Origin of the sequence: Colwellia sp. MB02u-9, assembly GCF_014077085.1 — a bacterium.
GTDB lineage: Bacteria > Pseudomonadota > Gammaproteobacteria > Enterobacterales > Alteromonadaceae > Cognaticolwellia.
Map to the genome: position 1 here is coordinate 74,690 of NZ_JACGVF010000093.1, position 23,769 is coordinate 98,458.

12 protein-coding genes and 1 pseudogene are annotated in these 23,769 nt (G+C 39.1%); 6 read left to right on the forward strand and 7 right to left on the reverse strand.

Features of this window, described 5'->3' with window-relative positions; translation table 11 throughout:
* Positions 1-478: 478 nt before the first annotated feature.
* On the forward strand, positions 479-5,551 hold the full coding sequence (locus tag H4J65_RS08600; RefSeq protein ID WP_182197569.1) for a hypothetical protein: 5,073 nt from the start codon (positions 479-481) through the stop codon (positions 5,549-5,551).
* A gap of 283 nt (positions 5,552-5,834) precedes the next feature.
* On the opposite strand, the gene H4J65_RS08605 is transcribed toward H4J65_RS08600, so the two are convergent.
* Positions 5,835-6,770: a glyoxylate/hydroxypyruvate reductase A gene (locus tag H4J65_RS08605; protein WP_182197571.1), complete on the reverse strand. Its 936-nt coding sequence runs from the start codon at positions 6,768-6,770 to the stop codon at positions 5,835-5,837.
* A 140-nt stretch (positions 6,771-6,910) separates the two neighbouring features.
* Here H4J65_RS08605 and H4J65_RS08610 point away from each other — a divergent pair, with 140 nt between their 5' ends.
* Complete coding sequence (locus H4J65_RS08610) at positions 6,911-7,777, forward strand: PA4780 family RIO1-like protein kinase (protein ID WP_182136143.1); 867 nt, start codon at positions 6,911-6,913, stop codon at positions 7,775-7,777.
* Positions 7,778-7,943: 166 nt separating this feature from the next.
* Here H4J65_RS08610 and H4J65_RS08615 read toward each other — a convergent pair whose 3' ends face one another.
* Together H4J65_RS08615 and H4J65_RS08620 are read right to left on the reverse strand one after the other, a co-directional pair.
* The gene (locus H4J65_RS08615) at positions 7,944-8,930 is read right to left on the reverse strand and encodes a YeiH family protein (protein WP_182197573.1); all 987 of its coding nucleotides are present in this window, start codon (positions 8,928-8,930) and stop codon (positions 7,944-7,946) included.
* A gap of 657 nt (positions 8,931-9,587) precedes the next feature.
* Positions 9,588-10,037 (reverse strand): annotated as a pseudogene (locus H4J65_RS08620) (DUF1456 family protein); the annotation flags it as partial.
* 357 nt (positions 10,038-10,394) lie between these two features.
* Between H4J65_RS08620 and mfd the strand changes: the two are divergent.
* From mfd to H4J65_RS08635, 3 genes are all read left to right on the forward strand, one after another.
* Positions 10,395-13,904 carry a transcription-repair coupling factor gene (gene mfd / locus H4J65_RS08625; protein ID WP_182197575.1) on the forward strand — a complete coding sequence of 1,170 codons (3,510 nt, stop codon included), beginning with the start codon at positions 10,395-10,397 and terminating at the stop codon, positions 13,902-13,904.
* Positions 13,905-14,079: 175 nt separating this feature from the next.
* Positions 14,080-15,741 (forward strand): CsiV family protein, encoded by a 1,662-nt coding sequence (locus H4J65_RS08630; RefSeq protein ID WP_182197578.1) that lies wholly within the window; start codon positions 14,080-14,082, stop codon positions 15,739-15,741.
* A 53-nt stretch (positions 15,742-15,794) separates the two neighbouring features.
* Positions 15,795-16,085, forward strand: coding sequence for a DUF1244 domain-containing protein (locus H4J65_RS08635; protein ID WP_182197580.1), 291 nt, complete (start codon positions 15,795-15,797; stop codon positions 16,083-16,085).
* A gap of 236 nt (positions 16,086-16,321) precedes the next feature.
* Here H4J65_RS08635 and H4J65_RS08640 read toward each other — a convergent pair whose 3' ends face one another.
* The 4 genes from H4J65_RS08640 to recA form a co-directional block, all read right to left on the reverse strand.
* Positions 16,322-16,594, reverse strand: a complete 273-nt coding sequence (locus tag H4J65_RS08640; protein WP_182136149.1) for a hypothetical protein — start codon at positions 16,592-16,594, stop codon at positions 16,322-16,324.
* A gap of 380 nt (positions 16,595-16,974) precedes the next feature.
* The gene (locus tag H4J65_RS08645) at positions 16,975-17,664 is read right to left on the reverse strand and encodes a pseudouridine synthase (RefSeq protein WP_182185312.1); all 690 of its coding nucleotides are present in this window, start codon (positions 17,662-17,664) and stop codon (positions 16,975-16,977) included.
* Between the two features lie 294 nt (positions 17,665-17,958).
* Positions 17,959-19,059 (reverse strand): XdhC family protein, encoded by a 1,101-nt coding sequence (locus tag H4J65_RS08650; protein ID WP_182197583.1) that lies wholly within the window; start codon positions 19,057-19,059, stop codon positions 17,959-17,961.
* A 315-nt stretch (positions 19,060-19,374) separates the two neighbouring features.
* Positions 19,375-20,445 carry a recombinase RecA gene (gene recA, locus H4J65_RS08655; RefSeq protein WP_182136151.1) on the reverse strand — a complete coding sequence of 357 codons (1,071 nt, stop codon included), beginning with the start codon at positions 20,443-20,445 and terminating at the stop codon, positions 19,375-19,377.
* 342 nt (positions 20,446-20,787) lie between these two features.
* Between recA and mutS the strand changes: the two genes are divergently transcribed.
* Positions 20,788-23,355, forward strand: coding sequence for a DNA mismatch repair protein MutS (gene mutS, locus H4J65_RS08660; RefSeq protein WP_182197585.1), 2,568 nt, complete (start codon positions 20,788-20,790; stop codon positions 23,353-23,355).
* Positions 23,356-23,769 lie beyond the last annotated feature (414 nt).

Sequence of the window (23,769 nt, forward strand, 5' to 3'; positions counted from 1 at the left end):
TATACTAAGCACTTAAAGCCCCTGACATTTTAATTATTTTGCTGACTTTACCGCTCTGGTTACCGTTTAGCTTTTAGTTATTACGCCAAGTTATTAAAAGTCTAATTAATAGCGAAACAAAGACTAAACAGGCAACAAAATTAGGGGCTGCAAAGGGTATTTTCACACTATATCAGTTTGCATTGCCGCGTTTGTTCGACTATTTTTACTTAATTAATGTAGCGAAGTAAGTCATATTTTTTTTGAAATCTGATTCATAACAAGCCTTGAAAGGTACTGTTAAAAGATCCCTGAAAGGTATTGTTAAAAGGTCTTGTTGAGCGTATTAATGCTAAATTAACCTCAGTATTGAATCAGACAAGAAAGACTGGTTGTTAGCCTACCGTATTTGTACCTAGTACATTATCGGGTAGTTGTTCATTGTTTATCACCGCCACGATAATTACTTTTACACAATAAGTGTCTAAGAGGAAGGATCATGGAAACAATGAGTGTTAATGGAAAATTAATTCCTACCAACGATAATGAAAGTATCACTGACCAATATCTAGGTCATTTTCTAAAAATTAGCTACAGCCAAGAAATTTCTGGCCACCCAGTATTTAGTAAGGACAGGGTAGATGTCGAGCTAGACGGTATTTTTAGATTTTATTTACCGCTCAAAAACCTAGTGATTAATGAAGCCGTTAAAATAGCCCTTTTTGCACCTGATGGCGAAATGCTAGGCCAACAAAATTATAGTTACACCAGCTTAAAACCAAGCAATGTCCCTATTAATGTTGTTGATGAAAGTCCAGTCTTCAACATCAAAATCAATCCTAAAGTTATTGCTTTTAATATTGAATCACCGGTAGAGAAAGCCATAAAAAAAATTACCGGTAAAGTCATTGATAGCACAGCAGAGCAGGCAACAGGCGGTTTACAAGTTGTGATTATGGTCAGTGATGACCCTGTTGCTTTACTTGATAGTAGTAGTTTTCATGCGGTGTTTTCTGCTACCACTGATAACCAAGGCTACTTTTATGGTCAAGTGCCAAATAAAAGCATTCAGCAAGCTTTCGGTGTTATTGCCGGTAATCTAACTCAGCCTATTGTCATTGGATTAGACGACAATAGGCTACCCAAAAATATTTTATTAGTCTCTGATTTATCAGCTTTAGAGCAAGACAATGACTGCGCCTGTAATGAAGCCGTCCCCCTCTTACCCGACAGTGATGACCTAGTCAATTCAGGCGCTTTTTCTCAAGACATAGGCGGCAAGTGTGTTGACTTTACCGTGCCTAATAGAACATTAGAAGAGACTAGCTTTTATCATACCGTTAGAACAACAGAGCCTGAAATTAGAGGTTTTATTATCACAGTCAAAGACAGTAAAAAATTTAAATTTGAATTATTTGAAATATCAAAAAATATTTTTACTACCATCAATAAATTAAATGATTCGTTTTCTTCATTATCAATGCAGCCGTTAGTGATAGAAGAAGTTGCGATGAAAGATGACACCGTAAATATGACAAGAGTTATGGCATCGCGGCTAGGTGAAAAAACAGCCCCTGCCCTGCCAAATTATATGCTAAAAATGAACTTTGCTGATACGCAACAATTAAAAATTCACACTCATGACTTACAGAGTATTAATAAAAACTTAGTATTTTCAGATCTTTTAAGCATTCTTAAACAACAAGAGCAACGCAGAAAAAAACTATCGAGTTTACAACATAAACTTGCCGCTGCTTATTGTGGAAAAAATGGCGTGGAAAGTGCCAAAACCTTTTGTGAAACCCTGACAGCAAAAGACACTTTAAATCGCGAAGAAGTTCGAGCATTATTAGGCCATATTGAAAAGAACCTCGGTTTGTTAGCGCTTTCACCTGCCAATAAAAAACACCTTACTAAAGCTATTTTAGAGCTTGAAAAGCTTGTTAATAACACACAAGTAACGGCACAAATGTTAAACAACGCCATTAAAGTGGTCGAGCAAACAATCCTGCTAATCGATGATGTGCCAAATTCAGTTAACCAAGAAAGAATGTTAGGTGACCTAAGGCGCTTAATGATAGAGCTTGCCAATGCCAGTGAGACAACTCAACTAGGGTTTGAGCCTTGCCCTACTGCAACTAAACCAACCACTATGGGTATTATGTGCTTAACCATAGAGTTTGAAAAAATAAAAACTACATTAAAAAACAGTGTGTTACTTTCCTTACCTGAAATAACCATGATTCGCGAATATTACCTTATATTTCAAGATAGCATCACCGCCTTTATTGACTTATTGGACGAGTATTATAACTTCTACCGTAATGGCAGCACTTTTGTGAACGAGCTAGTCGATGATTACTTTTACCGCCATTATGATGAAATAAGAAGTCGATTATTGGGTTTAATGAAACAAATTAGTTCGGGCATTAGCCAAATTGAAAACATTGAACAGGCTTATATTGTCAACCATCCCGGTCGAGTTAATTTAACGGTAGAAAGTAGTATTAATTGGGATGAAAACATTACTATTCATGAAAATACCACTATCGCCAATGGCCATATTTTACATATAAAACAAATTTGGAAAGCGGCGGGGTTTTCTTTAGGCGATTGCTTATATAGCATGCCACTAGCGCCATGTCAGGAGAAACAAATTGCCATAGTCGATTGGGATCGAAAGGAAACCTCCGCCCGCACCGAAGCTCAAATTGTGAGTGAAGAAATAACCGCAGATATTATTCGCGATCGAGATATTACCGAAATTATGCATTCATCGCTAAATGAGTCACTTGTCGCAAACTCAAGTAATAGTACCAGCTCAACCAGCGCAGGTATTGGCGGTGGCATTGGTGGTTTTATTGCGCCCGTAGTGTTTGGTGTCGCCGGTGGTATCTCGCATTCTGGCGCTTCTTCAAAATCAAACGCATCACAAAATTCAGCACGAAATGTTTCTGGTAGTGCTTTAAACCGATTAAAAGATTCCACCTCACAATCAGCTTCTAGCGTGCGAAGCCAACGCAGTACAGTGGTACAAACAATAGGTCAAAATGAATCGGTTAATGTACAAACTGAAGTAATTAAAAATAACAATCACTGTCATGCAGTCACCATCGAATATTTTGAGGTTTTAAAACATTATGCCATTGAACAAAAATTAGTTGATGTTCAAGAATGTCTTTATGTCCCTCTACCCATGAGCCTTTTCGATAATCAAAAAGTATTACGCTGGAGAAACACCTTAAAAAGAGCGGTTTACGGTAAAACCTTACATAGAGGCTTTAGCGCTATAGAACGTATTGAAGATGAATATATTAATGCTGATTTACCTGATGGGCGCTACGTTGATGAAGTAATTCAAAACTTCTCCGGTTACTTTACTTTGTCATTTGAATTAGCCCGTCCCTTTATCAGAATAATAGAAGAAGCGACGAAAACTGAAGAGTATGATCTGTTGATATTATTCCCTTGGTTTCCTGGTCGCATGGTACTAAATTTAGAGCGAGAAGTTCCCTTAACTGAAGCTGAAAAAGACACCATTTTTGAGCAGGAATACGCACCAAAAATTATAAAAAAATTCATTGATACACTGCAATTTGACGCCATTGCTGATGATGGCAGTGAGCTGCAACTCGATTTAGATATGACAATTTTATCGAATTATCGCAAAGGTGCCCCCTTAAAAGTCAATATTGCCAGTAAGTCTATTCCGACAATAACGCGGGCACAAATCAATCACTTAAGGTTACGGGCCAATACTAATGTAAATTCATCATCTAAGATTATTCTTCGCTCGCTTTATTTACATTATAAAACAAAATATTTAAGTGAATATATTGTTCGCAATCATAGGGTTAATAACGACATCATTAATTCAATGCAGATACAGAACTTGTTTGACATTATTACCGTAACTGATGCAGCCTTAATGTATGTTCCTGCCAATACTAATGAATTACGTAACCCTAAAAAAGAAGACAAAGCGGCTGCTTCAGCATTAATTAGCTTTCTCAATGAACATTTAGAGATGGCGCATAAAGTAATTTGGTCAAGTATGGATGCAAGCCGTTTATTTGGCTTGCTAGATGGTTTTATTGCTCCCTACAGTGGCGGTAAAAGTGTCGCGAGTGTGGTTGAGAATAAAATCATGGGTATTGTCGGTAATAATTTAGTGTTAAAAGTTGTACCCGGTGAGCGTTTAGACCCGACCTTTAGAGGCGTTGACGACTTACTGGCCTATTATCAACCCACCACGGCACCCGATCCCTTTAGAGTCAGTGTGCCAACAAAAGGCGTGTATGCTGAGTCGGTAATGGGTCAGTGTAATAGCTGTGAAAAAATTGATGAATCACGCCATTGGCGCTTTAATGATGAGCCTTGCGGCACAACACCCACGGCAATTAATCCTATTGATACCGGTAGCCGACGCAGTGACCCAGGTAACTTACAAGCGAAAGATTTCCCTGCCAGTATCATTAATATGCAAAATGCACCCTCAGCGCCAGACCCTACCAGCTTGGGCAGTGCTTTTGAGCTATTGTCAAAAGCTGATGTCTTTAAAGATATTACTGGCCTAACAGGCACACAACAAAATGCGCTAGCAGCGTTGCAAACCACCTCAAAAAGTGTGACTGATTTAGCCAGTATTTCAAAAGACTTTGCCGGTTTATCTGTGATGGCGAATCAGAAAAAAGATGGTGCTAAATTGATTGAGCAAATCAAGAAACTGAACAAAGAGGGTTATTTAACCGATGATGAAGCTCACGAACAAATTACCAAGGTGCTGGACTCATTTACTGACGCCGCTAAAAGTGTCACTAAAAAAGCAGACGACCCGATAACCACCCAAGAGATTGAAGATGTTGCAAAAACCTCTGATGCCAATAAAGTTGATGTCGCGGTTGATAAAAAATCAGGTACCATCACAACAAAATCGAATAGGAGTAAACCTAGGGTTAGTGCAGTCGAAGCACAGAAAGTGGTGATAGGTTTTAATCTTTCTGATGATAGTGCCCTACCAATGAATGGTTTATTAAGAGCTGACATCCTATTATTACTACCTGATGCAGAACCAGTATTAATAGGTGATTTAATTGTCGATGCTGGTTTAACCAGCGTGACAGCAGAAATGCCAGTTAAGTCAGGCGTTAAAGGTCAGTTACATGTGAAGTTTTTCTCAGCATTTAATCCTTATCAAGCCGCTAATTCGTCGGCAGATATTGACTTAAACAACCCATTTAAAGGCAGTGTTAGCTTTACTATTACTAACGATGGCCAAGCGCTAGTATTTAATATCGTTCCTAAATCGATAGAATACACCATTATTTCATCGAGCAAGCAAGCGGCAATTCAAGCGGTGAGTAATAGTGAAAAAGTCACTAAAGGCGGCAAAATATATGCCGAAGCAGAAGGCAGTATTCCTTTTATTTCTACCGTAAAAGCCGGTGTTGAAGTCAGTGGTAGTTTAGAAAATGATACCACCATCGTTGATACTAATATGGTTGAAGGTGAATTAGGCATTTCCTTTAAAATGCGACTACCTACAGGGGGTTTAATCATTACCAAAGGTTAAGGCAGTAAACGCAAAGTAAGACAAAGAAAGACAAACTGCCCGTGTAATGCTGGCAGTTTAATCAATTACAGCAAGGCCTGGTTAGCCAATAGTTTAGGGTAGCTAAGCCTTTTTTTCTGATAGTAAATGCTCAAGTAAATTGAGTTACGACCAGGTAACTTTATTAAACCTAAAATAATGGCTTTAGTGCTGGGTAAAATCCAGTCAACGCAATGCTAATCCAACAAAAGAATCAGCAAAAAAAATTTAATTTTAAGTAACAAAGTCTACTTAACTACATAGATTAATAACCATTAACTTTACTGACCGCTTTGGGTATCTCACCAGTCGCCCGAAAAATCATAATGTTTTTAGCGACAATATCACAAGCACTGTTCAGGTTTGTGGGCGCCGATATATGAGGCAGAATAGTGATGTCAGGGTGATGCCAAAGTTCGCTATTAGCGTTTAATGGCTCATGTTCAAAAACATCAAGCACGGCATGGCTAAGGTGATGACTGTTTAGCGCATTTAACAGTTCATCAGTATTAATGATGCCGCCACGGGCAAAATTAATTACCGCACTACCTTGAGGTAATTGCGCTAATAATTCTTCATTCACCATACCGCGTGTTGCAGGCGTTAATGGTAGTAAACACACTAAAATATCACTTTGTGCTACCATTTCAGCCAAGCCCTTATTTCCACTGTAACTGCTAATATTTGCTATTTTTTTAGCCGTGCGGCTCCAGCCCATGACCTTAAAACCATTTTGTTGTAATTGCTTTGCGCTAGCTTGGCCTAATGCTCCTAAGCCAAGAATACCAATACGCCGTTCACTTGCTGGCACAAGTTGATGTTGCTGCCAGTGCTTATTTTTCTGCTGCTTAGCATATCGTGGCATGTCTCGATGAAGATATAAACTCCAGGCTAACACCGCTTCAGACATAGCTCTACTTAGGGTTGGGTCAATTAAACGCACCACGTCAATCGGCGAGTTATCCAATGACATCATCAAATGTTCAACACCGGCCCAAACACTATGTAGCCATGTTAAATTTTCAAATTCAGCCAATAACTCAGTATTTGGGTTGGCAACAATCGCCAGCTGACAGTGTTTTTTTTCTGCCGGATTGACCTCAGAAAAAGCAACAATATTTTCATCAGGCAAGGCCTGATTAAGTGCTGTTATCCAAGTAATTTCTTCATCTTTAGGTAATTGACTAATAAATGGGATCATATGGCTTTGCGTTTATGTTGAAGAGATTTTATTATATTACCCAAGATTTACCTAAACCAGACAATGTTTTAATTTTTTGATAAATAAAAAGTTATACTTTTGCTCTGGCATCCAACGCCCAACTAAGGTATAACGGCGCTATGAAAGTACCTAAACGCATACAGCCACTTGTTAATGATGGCTTAATAGATGAAGTAATAAGCCAATTAATGAGTGGAAAAGAAGCCACCGTTTATATGGTTCGTTGCGGCGACGAAGTTCGCTGCGCTAAAGTTTACAAAGAAGCCATTAAGCGTAGCTTTAAAAAAGCAGCGCAATATCAAGAGGGGAGAAAAAGTAGAAATAGCCGTCGTGCCCGAGCGATGGAAAAAGGTTCAAAGTATGGTCGCGACCAACAAGAGTCTGCTTGGCAAAATGCTGAAGTTGATGCACTTTACCAGTTAGCAGAAGCTGGCGTTCGTGTACCGCAACCTTTTGGCTGTTTCGACGGTGTTTTATTAATGGAACTTGTCACCAATGATACTGGTGATGTAGCACCGCGCTTAAATGACGTGGTAATGTCAGCGGAACAAGCACAAGAAGATCACACGCTCGTTATGCATTATGTCCAGTTAATGCTTTGTGCCGGTATTATTCATGGCGATTTATCAGAATTTAATGTTTTAGTTGATGATTATGGCCCGGTCATTATTGATCTACCACAAGCGGTAGATGCATCAGCCAATAACAATGCCAAAGCTATGTTAATGCGCGATGTTACCAATATGACTAACTATTATGGTCAATTTAGCCCGGCGTTAAAACAAAGCAAGTATGGCCAGGAAATGTGGGCACTGTTTGAAAGTGGTGAGCTAACACCAGAATTAACACTGACCGGCTTATTCAAAGAAGACACAGCCAGTGCAGACGTTGATACGGTATTAGAAGAAATTAAAGCTGCCTTTGAAGAAGAAGAAGCCAGAATAGAACGTATTAGTGACGCTAATGCGGTTGATAGTGACTATTAATATTGCTGATAAATGGTCACTATTTTTTTGATTTAGTTTGATTAAACCCAACTTGTTTGTTCGGCTTAATCAAACTAAATAAAACTAAATAAAGCTAAATCAAATTGAATAAAGTAAAGCTGAGTCTGGTTAAGTTATGTGAAATCGCCTTGCTACAGCAATATTGCTAATAAAAAAACATGATACCCGCAATAATCAAACTCGCTAAAAATATCGTTTCACAGCCCATCAACATCACCGGTCGCCAGCCAAGAGAAAGCACTTGTTTTAATGAAGTTTTAACACCGATTGCCGCAATCGCAATCACTAATAAATGACTCGACAGACTGCGAATAAAATCAATGAGCCAAACGGGCAAGACACCAACATTTTTTAAAAATGCCAGCACAAAAAACATAATCAAAAAGCCTGGAATAAAGGCACTAACACCCCCCGACATTTTGCTATTTTTTTCTTTAAAAGCAAAAAACACCATCATGACTATTGGCATTAACAACGCTACTCTGAGCAGCTTAATATAAGTTGCTACATCGCCTGCTTCAGGCGATATGGTATAACCCGCACCAACCACTTGAGCCACATCATGAATGGCGCCACCAATAAAAACTCCGGCCAATTCATCTGAGAAACCTAAATAACTGGCAACAACAGGATAAAGTATCATTGATAAAGTACTAAAGGTGGTAATACCTATCACGGTAAAAGCAAAGTACTTTTCTTGAGATTTATCGTTTGGCAGCACGGTTGAAATCGCGGCTGCCGCTGAGACACCACAAACCGCCACCGCGCCACCAGACAATACCCCGAAAATTTTCGACAAGCCTAAAGCTCGCGCAAACAACACCCCAAAAACCATGGTCAACGCCATGCTCACCATCACAATTAAGGGCGGAGTAATACCGAGCGAAACAATATCAGCAAAAGCAATACGCACACCCAATAAACCCACACACAAACGTAATAGCTCTCGTGAGCAAAAGTTAACACCCGCTTGAATATTTACCTTGCTGTAAAATGAATGCAGACTCAAACCCATTAATAATGCAAAGAGTATAATGGGTGCTTGATAACGCGTGGCAACGATTGTGGCAATAATGCCAACCAATACACATAAGGCAATACCTAATAATTTAGCTTGTAAATTTATCAGCATTTTTAGTTTAACCGTAAGATTTTGTTGCTAAAAAAGAGGTTGTAAATTGTACCACTAGTGGTAACACTTATATTGTTTTTTCTAATGCTAAGCATTAAAAAGCCTGCAAGTGCAGGCTTAAAATATAACAGATTATAGGGTTTAAAAATCAAACATAATAGCGACTAACTAAACCCGTGGTTATTATTACCTTTGGCCGCAAAGCGCAGTAATATTAAAGCAACAGTATCAAAGCAATAGTATCAAAGTAATACTAATCGGCATTATTTACCGCCAAGCCCGAAGACGATATCAGCAGTATAGAACCAGCTAGCTATCACAATAAGGTATCACAATACTTTCTAGGTTTGGCTTACCGTTCGTCATAATATAACTTAATGATCATTTAAAACTGCTAAAAACCTTAGGTTATTTATAGCACAGATATCAGTTTGTTAAGTGTTACTATTCACCCCAAATATCTTTAGGTTTAAGTTTTAGCACTTTACGTTCACCGGGTTTGCGTTCAACTTTAGTTTTATTCGGGTTAACATAAATTTTACTGGCCTTAGCATTAGCTGAATTATAATTTTTATCCGCTAAAACCTCTTCTAACTTATCTTTAACCTCTTCAACTACTGGCTTTTTTACCTGTTCTTTCGCACGACGTTGGACATGAAATTTCTTGTCAACGCCCTGTAAAAAGTTGCGTAATACCTGATCTTTACATTCACGATAATTTTTATGATCTGGCTTGCGAGAAAACGCACTCAGCTCTGGTTTATTTAAACGAAAGTTTGCTGATTCCAACATCTCGATAATATCTTCTGCTTTTAAATTAAAAGCAATTTTCAATTTAGTGAGAATAATATTATTGTTTAAACGCTTTTCAACCTTGGCTGGTTCGCCTTCTTTTTTACCGCGGCGCTCATTAATAAAGCCATTTAAAAATGCAGCAAACGTCGTATCAGGGCAATTGACATAAGCAGGGTCTTCTTCTTGCTTTAGCCAGTTACTTATTTGATCTCGGGTCACGGTTAAATCACCGGCGGCAAAAATAGCAATAACCTTTTGATCGTTAAAATTAAAGGTATATCTCAGGCGACGTAAAACATCGTTGTTAGTCACAAACTTCTCCAAAAATCCAACGAGTGTCGCTGGTTAGTTTTACTTTCAGGCTAAACAGGCTGACATTAGCCCATGAGCGACTAGCAAAACTCTAGTGATTCAATTACACGATATTATACACGCTTTAAATAAGCAGATCTTTACCTGCATGCGCTATTTATTAATTGAATAATGTAAAAGCATTAAGGCGTTAAATTTAGCGGTTAAAGATCAGGTAAAACTCATGTTAAGATACTAGTAATTTTGATGTAAACGGCATTTACTGGTGCAAATACTAAAGTTTAAAAACACCAAGGTCACGGTTCAGTAAAATGCTTCACTAGGTTTCTTTTCAACGCAATTAAATTACGAGCAGTCATGAGCAAAAATGTTAATCTCTTCAATCCGGTATTAGCTAAAGGCCGGGGTAAAAGTGCCGATAAAAAAGTTTGGCAAAACCTACCCGGTAGTAGTGCCACTGTCGCTATTTTTCACGGCGCGTTATCAACGCAACAGCCCATATTACTACTTACTCATGATACGCCATCGGCATTGCGCTTAGAGCAAGAACTCACCAGCTTAAATCAACAAGCTCAATTACCTATTTGTTTATTTCCTGATTGGGAAACCTTGCCGTACGATACTTTTTCGCCACACCAAGATATTATTTCCCAGCGTTTAGCCACCTTGTATCAATTATCGCGTATGGATAAAGGCATTGTTATTGTGCCCATTTCTACTTTAATGCAACGTTTAGCACCAAAACAATACATTGAAGCCAATAGTTTAATTATCCAAAAAGGCGATAAAAAAGATTTACATCAATTAAGACAAAGCTTAGAAGCCAGCGGATATCGCTGTGTTGAACAAGTAATGGAACACGGTGAGTTTTCTGCTCGTGGTGCCATTCTTGATATATTCCCTATGGGCAGTAAAACACCGTTCCGTTTAGACTTTTTTGATGATGAAATTGACGAAATTCGCTTATTTGATCCAGAAAACCAACGCTCTAGTGACAAAATAGAGGGCATAAATTTATTGCCCGCGCATGAGTTTCCAACCGATACTGACGGCACTAACTTATTTCGCAGCCAATACCGCGAACAATTTACCAGCACCATTGACAAAGCATCTATTTACCACCAAGTCAGTAATGGCATTATGCCCGCAGGCATAGAATATTATTTGCCTTTGTTTTTTCAGCAAACCAATACCTTATGTGATTACCTTGCTGATAATACCTTAGTAATTATCAGTGGCGATATTGATAAAGCCTTAGCCCATTACTGGACCGATATTGACTATCGCTATGAAGACAGACGCTATGATCCCACTCGGCCACTATTGCCACCAAAGCATTTATTTCTCAATAGTGAAGAGCTCTACAGCGCCTTAAAACCTTTTGATCGAATCAATTTAAAACCCGAAGTCATCGAAGACGAATTAAAAGCGTCACAAGTGCAGTTTGACGTACACACCTTGCCAGATCTGACCATAGATCATAAATTAAAGCAGCCATTTGAATTACTCAATAACTTTGTTAACAGCAAAGAAACACCAAGCAAACTCTTATTTGTTGCAGAGAGCCAAGGTCGACGTGAAAGTGTCTTAGAGCTACTAGAGCGTAATCAAACCAAGCCAAGTATCTTTAAGAGTATTGAAGACTTTGTTAACAGTGACGCGCTCATTGGTATTACGGTTAACGCCTTAAGTGCTGGCTTTATTTTTCAAGCTAAAGGCAGTGCGAAAAAAAATGCCATTGCCTTAATAACAGAAGCTGAATTACTCGGCGATCGCGTCCGTCAAACTCGCCGTCGAAATAAACAACAAGAAATTCAAAACGACGCAATATTTAAAAATTTAGCCGAGTTAAGTATTGGCCAATCTGTGGTGCATATTGATCACGGTATTGGGCGCTATATGGGCTTACAAACCATTGAAAATAGTGGTATTACCACAGAATTCTTAATGCTCAGTTACGCAAAAGAAGCCAAATTATATGTGCCGGTTGCCTCACTACATTTAATTAGTCGCTACTCAGGCGCTGATGCAGACCACGCACCGTTACATAAACTGGGTAACGATAGCTGGAGTAAAGCCAAGCAAAAAGCCGCAGAAAAAGTACGTGACGTAGCCGTTGAACTGTTAGATATTTATGCCAAACGCGCCAGCAACCATGGTTATAGCTTTAAACGAAATAAAGATGATTATCGCGCTTTTGCTGACAGTTTTAGTTTTGAAGAAACCTTTGATCAAGCACAAGCCATCAATGCGGTCATTAGCGACATGTTATCGCCAAAAGCGATGGACAGGTTAGTCTGTGGTGATGTCGGTTTTGGCAAAACCGAAGTGGCCATGCGCGCGGCATTTATTGCGGTGAACGACGGCAAACAAGTGGCGATATTAGTGCCAACTACCCTGCTTGCTCAACAACACCATGAAAGTTTTCGTGACCGTTTTGCAAATTGGCCTGTTAACATTGAAGTTTTATCACGCTTTAAAACCGCTAAAGAACAAAACGCTATTGTCAAAGAAGTTGAATCTGGCCAAATAGATATTTTAATTGGTACCCATAAGCTTTTACAAAACAGCATAAAATATAAAGATCTAGGGCTTTTAGTGGTTGATGAAGAGCATAGGTTTGGTGTTAAACAAAAAGAAAAAATAAAACAGCTGCGGGCAAACGTAGATATTTTAACACTGACCGCAACCCCAATCCCACGCACCTTAAATATGGCCATGGGCGGCATGCGCGACTTATCAATAATAGCCACACCACCAGCAAAGAGATTAGCGGTAAAAACCTTTGTACGAGAGCGTGATGACGCCTTAATTCGCGAGTCAATCCTGCGGGAAGTATTGCGTGGTGGTCAAGTCTACTTCTTACATAACAATGTCGACACCATAGATAAAACCGCTGCAGACATTCAAGTATTATTACCCGAAGCGAAAATTATTACCGCTCATGGACAAATGCGTGAGCGCGAACTTGAACGTGTGATGAACGACTTTTATCACCAACGTTATAATGTGCTGGTTTGTACCACCATTATTGAAACTGGCATCGATGTGCCCACCGCTAATACCATCATTATGGATCGAGCTGACCACTTAGGTTTAGCACAACTACACCAATTACGTGGCCGTGTTGGGCGCTCACATCATCAAGCTTATGCCTATTTATTAACCCCGCATGAAAAACGTATGACCAAAGATGCAAAAAAACGCCTTGAAGCCATCGCCTCATTAGAAGACTTAGGGGCCGGCTTTACTTTGGCGACTCACGATTTAGAAATTCGTGGCGCCGGTGAGCTATTAGGCGAAGATCAAAGTGGTTCAATGAGCCAAGTGGGTTATACCTTATACATGGAAATGCTTGATGCCGCCGTTACCGCATTAAAAGAAGGTAAAGAATTGTCGCTTGACCAAGTGACAAAAACTCAAACTGAAGTAGATTTACGCGTAGCGGCACTATTACCTGATGACTATATTTTCGATGTAAGTTTACGCTTAAGTTTATATAAACGTATTGCCAGCTGTAAAAATAAACAAGCACTCGACGACGTGCAAGTTGAGCTAATAGACCGTTTTGGCTTATTACCACAAGCAGCAAAAAATTTAGTGCATATCGCCAAGCTGAAACTTAAAGCAGAAAAAATGGGTATTACCCGCATTGATGCAGGCCCTGCTGGCGGTTCATTTGAATTTAGCAGCGAAACTAAAGTAGACCCTATGTTTATCATCGGCTTAATTCAACAACAACCGAAAATATATAAAATGGAAGGTGCGAATAAATTGAAATTTAAGCAAGTGACCGAAGATGCAAAATCTCGCTTTATTTTAATCGCTACCATGCTGAACGAATTGGCAAATCACCTGCGTGCTTAAACACCACAATGATCAATACGTAAAGCTAGCCTAGTTATCTTTTATATTGAACAGATAACTGATTGAGAATTGATTGATAAGTGATTGATAACTAATTGAGAACGGATTGACAATATAAGTATTGATCAACCTTTGCTATTATCACTGGGTAAAATAAACATTAACTGGATACTGAATGAAATTAACTCAACTATTTTTATGTTCTGCCGTCTTAACATTTCCACTAACGTTAAATGCGACGACACAAGAAAATAATGACCGATGGTTTGATGTCGAAATTATTCTTTTTAGCCAATTAGGTGATAAAAGCCAGTTAAAAGAAAACTTTCCAGACAGCAGTGAATTACCAAAACATCAACGTGTGGAAGATTTACTCAACCGCTATTTAAACCCTGACATTCGCACGTTAAAGCAACTATTACCCCAATGTGATTCACCACACTATGTCGGGGATTTAGCGAAAAAAAATGCCAAACTCCCTGCGCTTTTTAATGAAAAATCATTAGTGCAAATAGCACAATTAGCGCCAGAGCTTTCGGTGTCAAACCAAGTTATAGGTTTAGGGCAAGATAGCACCAACCTGCTTGATTCTAACAACAATGTGACACAGCTTTCAGCAGATAATGACACAGCTAGTCGACATATTTTTACCGACAATACCGGACTAAATAATGCAGGGCTAAACCGTGAAATTGCTCGTGCCGACCCAGAGAATAATCCTGCTATTAGTGACGCTACCATTAATAACGCGATTATCAATAATAATACCCCCGGCAACAGTGACATCAATGCCATAGCCTTACCAACCACCTTGTCTGATGAAGAGCAGGCAAATATTCAACGTTTAGTACTAGCAGCTGAACAAGAATTTCAAGCGCTTAAATTTCAGTATCCCGCCAAAACTGAGCCCATATTATTATGCCGAATTGACCAAGCATACTTTGCTGACTATCAAGTCGAAAATCCTGACTTTGACTATCACGGTTTTTCTGTTGATAAAGTGCCATTATTGATTGATGGTCCAGAAGATATCGACAACAATAAAACACATTTGCTGAGCAAAAACTCATTACAGCTTAATGATATTATTCAAGACTTAAGGTATAGCAAAAACTTTCGCCCTATGTTGCATATGGGCTGGCGACAAGTTGCTCGACCTGAAAAACAATCTGTGCCCATGAAAGTGTATGCCGGTGATAATTTTGTTATCCCTTACCAAAAACAATTAACTAAATTCAACGAGCAAAAAAATCAGCAAAGAAGCCACTTGCTTACAGAAACTAGCAAGAAAAATCTGCTTGAGCCTTTACCTGTGCAAAACCAAACTGAACAGCTACAACAAGCTAAAAAAGCGCGTCTCGAACAAATTATTGCGCAAATAGCACAGGTAAACGAAAACACCGACGAACTATTAGCAGCACTTGACCAACAAGACTTATCGCTAAAACTTACTGATCAAATGCCCTTAGCGGCCACAGAAAATACGCCACCAATAGCGCCTATTCAACAATGGTTTATTGAGGGTTTTTTCAATATTCATTTAAAACATTATTTATTTATTACCGCTGATTTTAATATTTTAGATAAAAGCTTAGCAGAACTGGCCACAGCAAGATTAGCCCCAACGTTACCCACTGATGTAAATCTAAATAGCGCAGCAAATACGTCGACACCAATACAGGCCAAAGCTATTCGTTTTCAACAAAACCGACGTGTTATTAGTGGCGAAGTGCATTATTTCGACCACCCCTACATGGGCATGATAGTGCAAATTAGACCTTATACAAAACCAGAGCCCGAACCAGAACCAGAGTCTGAGCCTAAAGAAAGTCTTTAGAGACTGATTAATGGCTTCATTATATTTTTACCAATAACACTTTCGAGGATACTATGGATAAAGAAGTTGAAATTCAAGCGGCGGTATTTCGTCGTTTACTCGCGCATTTAGATGATCGTAAAGACGTACAAAATATCGAATTAATGAACCTTGCCGGCTTTTGTCGTAACTGTTTTTCTAAATGGACAGTGGCTGAAGCTGAAAAGTTGGGTGTTAACGTCGATATTGATACGGCACGCGAACAGGTTTATGGCATGCCATATAATGAGTGGAAAGAGAAACATCAACTGCCGGCAACAGATGAAAAGCTAGCGAAATTTAACCAGTTAAACGCAAAGAAATAATTTTAGCTCGATTTTTCTAGGCGATTAATACGCTACCCTGGCCTATTACATGAATGAAATCTGTCGGGCTGTATCTTGCAGTACTTAGTTATTGTCAGTGGTATGTAATAGTATCAGAATAAACAAACAATATTACGCTAAGTAGAAGCACTACAGCCTGGTCTTTAAGCGAATAAATGATCACCGCTAGGTACTTAATGCTTGGTTTAAGGTTAGGGTTTAGGTTAAAGCCAAATTTAAACGATCACGTTCAATGCTGTAGCTCTGCGATCATTTCGGTTACGTGACTCCAACCAACGCCCTCGTTTAAATCGTTGTTGACGCCGATCGCCGCCAGAGCGGCGCTCATCTTCAGATAGCGTTGAACAAGCTATTGTAATTTTCAACTGCTCAGTCAAAGAATTAGGCGTTTTTTTTCTCTGTTGTTGTTGTTTCTCACGGCTGTCTTTTTCCAAACGCTCTGCTTTGGCTGTAAAACTGGCCGGCAATAAACTTGCAAAAACATCCATAACTATTCTCAACTCCCTTATTAATAGTAGTTACAACCCTCTGGTTAATTAATCGGCAGTTAGTGGTAAAAGTTTAATCTTTTTTAAGCCACAATAGATCCTTGCTGAAGTTTTAGTTTTAGTTTTAGTTTTAAGAAGAGTCGAGCGCAGCAAGGCTAAAGAAGTAATTGCTACTGAAAAGTTATTTATAACACTTTGCTATAAGAGGTTTGTGAAAGCAGATGAGTAAAGGGCAGTAAGAGTAAGGCGCTTGATTAGCTAGCCGCTAACCATTGCAATTAAAAAACAAGCTACCACTGTGCTTTTATCAACCGGCAGGGTAAGAAAAAATTTATGCAAATAACCAATAGTAATCATCTGCAATAACTAAAGCTAAGCGTTTATAGAAAGGCACTGACTTCCTCGGTATTTAAATAACGCCACTCACCTAAGGGTAAATCAGCCAGTTTTACTGGCCCTATTTGCTCGCGATGCAAACCCAGCACCTGATTACCAACCGCTGCAAACATGCGTTTAACTTGATGATATTTACCTTCGGTTATGGTCAATAAGACTTCTTTCTCGGCAACTTGCTCTAACGTTGCAGGACGAGTTAAACCATCTTCACCTTGCAACTGCACGCCATGAGTAAACTTCTCTGCCGTAGTGTTTTTCAGCGGGTCACGTAGCCACACACGATAAACTTTTTCGCACTGTTTCTTAGGTGAAATAATATTATGCGACCAGAGACCATCGTCAGTAATTAGCACTAGCCCTGTAGTGTCAGCGTCTAGGCGGCCAGCAATGTGCATATCAAATGCCTTATCAACAGCAATTAAATGTAATAACGAGGGATAGATTTCATCAACATTAGAGCAAATGGTAGCAAGAGGTTTATGCAAAATGATATACCGAAAACTACGCGCAGTCAGTGCTTCGTCTTCAATGCAAATATAATCATCTTCATCTACCTGTGTGGCAGGGTCTTTAATTACCACATCATTCACCGTTACTTTGCTCATTTTAAGCAATTTTTTAGCTTCAGTGCGGGTAAGTTCAGTACTTTTGCAAATAAATTTGTCGAGACGCATAGTCAGTAATATCGCTAAAAGGTAATGAAATAAAGGCGCCGCTATTATCGCTATTTGAATATTTTTAGCAAGGCTAGCGTGTACAGGCATTACAAAAATATTCATTAGCATTAGCTTGGATTAAATTGGATAGCATATAACAGAATAGAAGGATGCCCAATAACTAGCCTTGGTTAAGTGAATGCACAAAACACCAACATATTGAGCTACTCAACAATCAAACTGACTAAGTTTTACCTGGCGCTATTTATATGTCAAATGAGCTTACGTATTAATAATTTAAGTATTAATAAGTTAAGTATTAATAAATTTACCTGACAAGGCTAAACCGCTGCGATGATGCAAAACACTGTGACATTGCGCTAAAATAGACAAGGCAATTGACTCAGGCAACTCACCACCAATATCAAGGCCAACCGGGCCATTAACATGACGCATTAACCAAGCTCTGTCTTCAATATTAGCAAGCATTTCAACATTACCTCTTCGTTCAGTCGGGCCTAATAAACCAATATATTTTGCAACGTTATTTTCATGCAGCAAACTTAACCAAGCAGCGTCCAAATTCAAATTGTGCGTCATCAACACGGCGGCATCAAGTTGGCGAAATTGCGCTATTTGAGAAAAGTCGTTGGGATGAATTCTAAAGATTTCTGAGGCCTGCTTAAAGCTGCTGCTGCGGGCATAGCTAGAGCGATGATCAACAACCGTTACCCGCCAGCCCATCTGCGCCGCCATCGACACTAAAGGAATGGCATCTGAGCCACCACCAAAAATCCATAAATTAGTTGGTGCCGATATTTTGGTTATCGACAGCTGATCTTCGCCAATGGTGATATTGCTGTGCGCTGTATCCTGTTTTATCATTTGCATTAGGGCATCATGCTTAAGGTTTTCTTGTCCCTGAGCTGTTGTTATTAATAACTGGCCAGCATTATCAAACAAACTGATGTTATTTAACGCCTGCGGTGTTGATTCATCAGTTAAAAATGTTTGTTGTAAATAGCTTGCTTGCCCCTCTTGCATGCGCTTAAAAAGCTCGGCAAATAATACTTGATGTGCAGCTGTGACATATTGTAATAATACGCCTATTTTACCTTTGCAGCCTACGCCTAGCTCTGCTGCATAACCATCTTCTTCTAGCATATCGTATACAACGTAATGGGTTTGTTTGCTATCAAATACTTTTTTCGCATGTAAAACAATATTGGCCTCTAAGCAGCCGCCACTGACTAAACCAAGCGATTGTCCCACGCTATTAACCAGCATAATAGCACCGGGTGAGCGATAACTTGAGCCCGCTTTATTTACTATAGTGGCAATTACCCACTCAAGTTTTTCGCTATGATTTAAGTAATGTTCAAGCAGGGAATAATGAGAGTGATTATTAAGCAATGGTAAACCTTAAAGTTATTGAGAGCTGGTCACGGGTCTTTAATTTATTATAACAAGTTAGGCAAAGTTAAAAAACGTCAAATTTGTATCTGTTTACTCAGTGTATCGGTCAAAATCGTAGCTTTAACATCGACTGACATGCCGGTGGATATGCTGTGCAGTCATATGTTTAGATGAAAACATGTCATTAGAGTAATGCTGGAGTAACTAACAAGATGGCTAAGATTGGCAGTTTTCTGATCATACACCACTTTTTATATTAAAAAAAAGCCACTTTACAGTGGCTTTTTAATTAAAAGTAAAACTCGCTAAGAATTATTTAACAACTTCTTCAGTGGCTTTAGTTGTTTTAGCTGCTTTAGCTGGTTTATCTGTTTCAGCCTCTTCAGGCAGTTTATTTTTTGATAATAACGCTTCACGTAAACGTGTATCAATTTCTTTTGCTATTTTAGGGTTTTCTTTCAAATACTTAGCTGCGTTTGCTTTACCTTGACCAATTTTGTCGCCTTTATAACTATACCAAGCGCCGGCTTTTTCAACCATTTCATTTTTAACGCCAAGGTCAACTAACTCGCCTAAACTATTAATACCTTCACCATATAGAATTTGAAACTCAGCTTGCTTAAAAGGTGGCGCTATTTTATTTTTAACCACTTTAACACGTGTTTCATTACCAATAATTTCGTCACCATTTTTAACAGCGCCAATACGGCGTATATCTAAACGCACAGAAGCATAAAATTTTAAGGCGTTACCACCTGTTGTGGTTTCTGGGCTGCCAAACATTACACCAATTTTCATACGAATTTGGTTGATAAAAATAATCATGGTATTTGATTTTTTCAAATTACCGGTTAATTTACGCATGGCTTGCGATAACATACGAGCCTGTAAGCCCATGTGTGAATCACCCATATCGCCTTCAATCTCAGCTTTTGGTGTTAACGCAGCCACCGAGTCGACTACAATAATGTCAATAGCACCTGAGCGAGTTAACATGTCACAAATTTCAAGCGCTTGCTCACCGGTATCCGGTTGAGAAACCAACAATTCGTTAATATCTACACCCAATTTTGCCGCATAAACAGGGTCAAGTGCATGCTCAGCATCAACAAATGCACAAATTTTACCATTACGTTGTGCTTCAGCAATAACTTCAAGGGTTAGCGTTGTTTTACCACTTGACTCTGGACCATAAATCTCAACAACACGACCTAGAGGTAAGCCACCAGCACCTAAAGCAATATCTAATCCTAATGAACCGGTAGAAATTGTTTCAACGTCCATGGTGTTATTGTCACCTAACTTCATGATAGAACCTTTACCAAATTGACGTTCGATTTGGCTTAAGGCAGCTGATAATGCTTTTTCTTTGTTATCGTCCATTTACTACTCCACGAGGGGTTTAGGTGCTTAATTCGTTTTGATGAAGCAAAGTATACTGTATAGTCGTACAGTATCAAGGTTTTTATTAAATTATTTTATTTAGATATAAAAATAAAATAATTTATAAATTTTAACTATTGAAAAATAACGGTTTTATTAACATAAGTAACTTTATAAATTTTTAACTTGAAAAGTTACTAATACAGTTATTAGTCGTTAAATAGTGCTTTTATATGATTAGCTTACTGAGCATTTTTCTCAAAAATAGAAAGATTTGATCGCCTGCATTATGGCATAATCTATGCCCTTAATACCTTCATCAATTTTAGTTACGGCAGTTCAATGACAACAATAACAAAAGACCTTTCCTCTCACACCCCTATGATGCGTCAGTACCTGACTATTAAGGCGGAATTTCCTAATATTTTAATTTTTTATCGTATGGGGGATTTTTATGAACTTTTTTTTGATGATGCTAAAAAGGCATCTGATTTGCTTGATATCTCATTAACTGCACGTGGAAAAACTGGCGGTAATGCTATTCCAATGGCTGGCGTGCCTTATCATGCGGTGGAAGGCTATTTAGCTAAGTTAGTCAAATTAGGTGAGTCAGTCGCTATTTGTGAACAAATTGGCGATCCGGCTACTAGCAAAGGTCCGGTAGAGCGAAAGGTAGTACGTGTGGTTACACCTGGCACAGTCAGTGATGAAGCGTTGCTTAGCGACCGACAAGACAATTTGATTGTTGCTGTTCATCAAACACTACAAGGTTTTGGCCTCGCTTATTTAGACATGACCAGTGGCCGTTTTGTGTTGGTTGAGCCTAAAACTGAAGAGCAAGTTCAAGCCGAGCTACAACGTTTATCACCGGCAGAATTGTTATATCCCGAATCATTAGTCGCCACTAGTATTATTGCTGGTCGCAAAGGTTTGCGTCGACGCCCCGATTGGGAGTTTGATTTAGACACCAGTAAAACCTTACTTAATAAACAATTTGGTACTCAGTCATTGTCGGGCTTCGGCGTTGAAGATAAACCGCTAGGTATCGCTGCTGCAGGTTGTTTATTTCAATATGTTAAAGATAGTCAGCGTACTGCACTACCGCATATTAGAGCCATTATTGGTGAAAGCTCATCGACTGCTGTTATCCTTGACGCCGCCACTCGCCGTAATTTGGAATTAACCCAAAACCTGCAAGGGGGTAATGAAAATACCCTAGCCGCAATTCTTGATAAAGCTGCTACCCCCATGGGCTCTAGATTACTAAAGCGTTGGTTACACTTTCCACTGCGCGAGCTAAATACACTCAATAATCGTCAAAATGCAATTGAAGAGATCTTACAGCAAGACTTACCCTTTGAACTCAACACTAACTTAAAGCAATTTGGTGACATTGAACGTATTGTTTCCCGTATTGCTTTGCGATCAGCTCGCCCGCGCGACTTTGCACGTTTACGCAATGCCTTAATGCATTTACCTGATTTGCAAACACTTATGATTAGCTGTACTCAACCGCATTTAGCGGCATTAGTTGAACAGTGTCAGCCTATACCGGCAACACAAGCACTATTAGAAAGAGCTATTGTGGAAAACCCACCGGTATTAATTCGTGACGGTGGCGTTATCGCTCCAGGTTATAACGACGAATTAGATGTACTGCGAGATTTAAGCGATGGTGCAACCGAGTTTTTAGCGCAACTTGAAGCACGCGAAAAAGAACGTACCGGCATTCAATCACTCAAAGTTGGCTATAATAGAGTCCATGGTTTCTATATAGAAATGAGTCGCACCTCTGCCATTGATGTACCTGATGATTATATTCGTCGACAAACCTTAAAAAATAACGAACGCTTTATTACTAACGAATTGAAGCAACATGAAGAGAAAGTGCTCTCCGCGCAAAGTAAATTTCTTGCCCTTGAAAAGCGCTTGTATGAAGCGTTATTTGAGCAAATATTACCTGAGTTAGAAAAATTGCAGCTCCTTGCGCAATCGCTATCTGAAATTGATGTCTTAAATACTTTTGCCGAACGGGCCGAAAGCTTAAATTATGTTAAACCTATACTGCAAGAAGCCAGCGGTATTAATATCGAAGCTGGACGTCATGCTGTTGTAGAACAAATGACCGCTGAGCCCTTTATTGCTAATCCAGTAGTGCTAAACAGCAGCCGAGAAATGCTGATTATTACTGGCCCTAACATGGGCGGTAAATCTACCTATATGCGCCAAACAGCGTTAATTGTGCTACTGGCACATATAGGCTGTTATGTACCAGCAAGTGCCGCCCAAATAGGCATGGTAGATAGAATTTTCACTCGTATTGGCGCTTCTGATGACTTAGCCAGTGGTCGTTCAACTTTTATGGTAGAAATGACAGAAACCGCTAACATTTTGCATAATGCCACCAATAAAAGTTTAGTATTGTTAGATGAAATTGGTCGAGGCACCAGTACCTATGACGGTTTATCACTGGCTTGGGCCTGTGCTGAAATGCTAGCGATAAAAACGAAAGCTTTCACGCTTTTTGCTAGCCATTATTTTGAGTTAACCTTACTGGCTGAACAAATTGATACTTTAGCGAATGTTCATCTTGACGCTGTTGAACATGGTGACAGCATTGTCTTTATGCACACAGTGCAAGAAGGTGCTGCAAGTAAGAGTTTTGGTTTACAGGTGGCGCAACTTGCTGGCGTACCAAAAAGTGTCATTGTGCGGGCAAAACAACGTTTAGCTGAACTTGAAAATATGCAAGCACCTTCGGTGATGAGTGCTGTTCCCCAAGCTTTTGAACAACTGTCTCTCATGGATAGCCAACACCCGGTTGTTGAACAGCTAAGTGCAACAGAGGTGAACGACTTGAGCCCTAAAATGGCCTTAGATTTATTATATAAATTAAAAGAATTAATTTAAAAAAGGGGACTATTTACATTAGCATGCCTATTTTGGGCGGCACAGATTAAAGTGTAGATCGGCTTTAATCTGTGCGAGCTGACAGTATTAATCCGAACTAGAAGAACGATTATCCAACTCTATATTGTCACCTGTGGCAATATAGAGTTCAATCTTGGACTTTAGTTCATCAAGTTAAATGAAATTAAACCGTTTTCGATAAAATGCCTACCTACACAAAATATCTGCTGCTAATATTGTTGGCCCATCGGGTTAATTGCTTTCTACACGGTTGACGGAGTGAAGTCCGACCTTGTATCTCTCTAAATAGAGTAATGAGCTATTATTCTATGACGAGAACTAAGAGAGTTTGAGTCCAACCTTAAAGCATTGACTTTGGTCTGTAGATAAAACCCTTAGTTCATTTTATCTTAA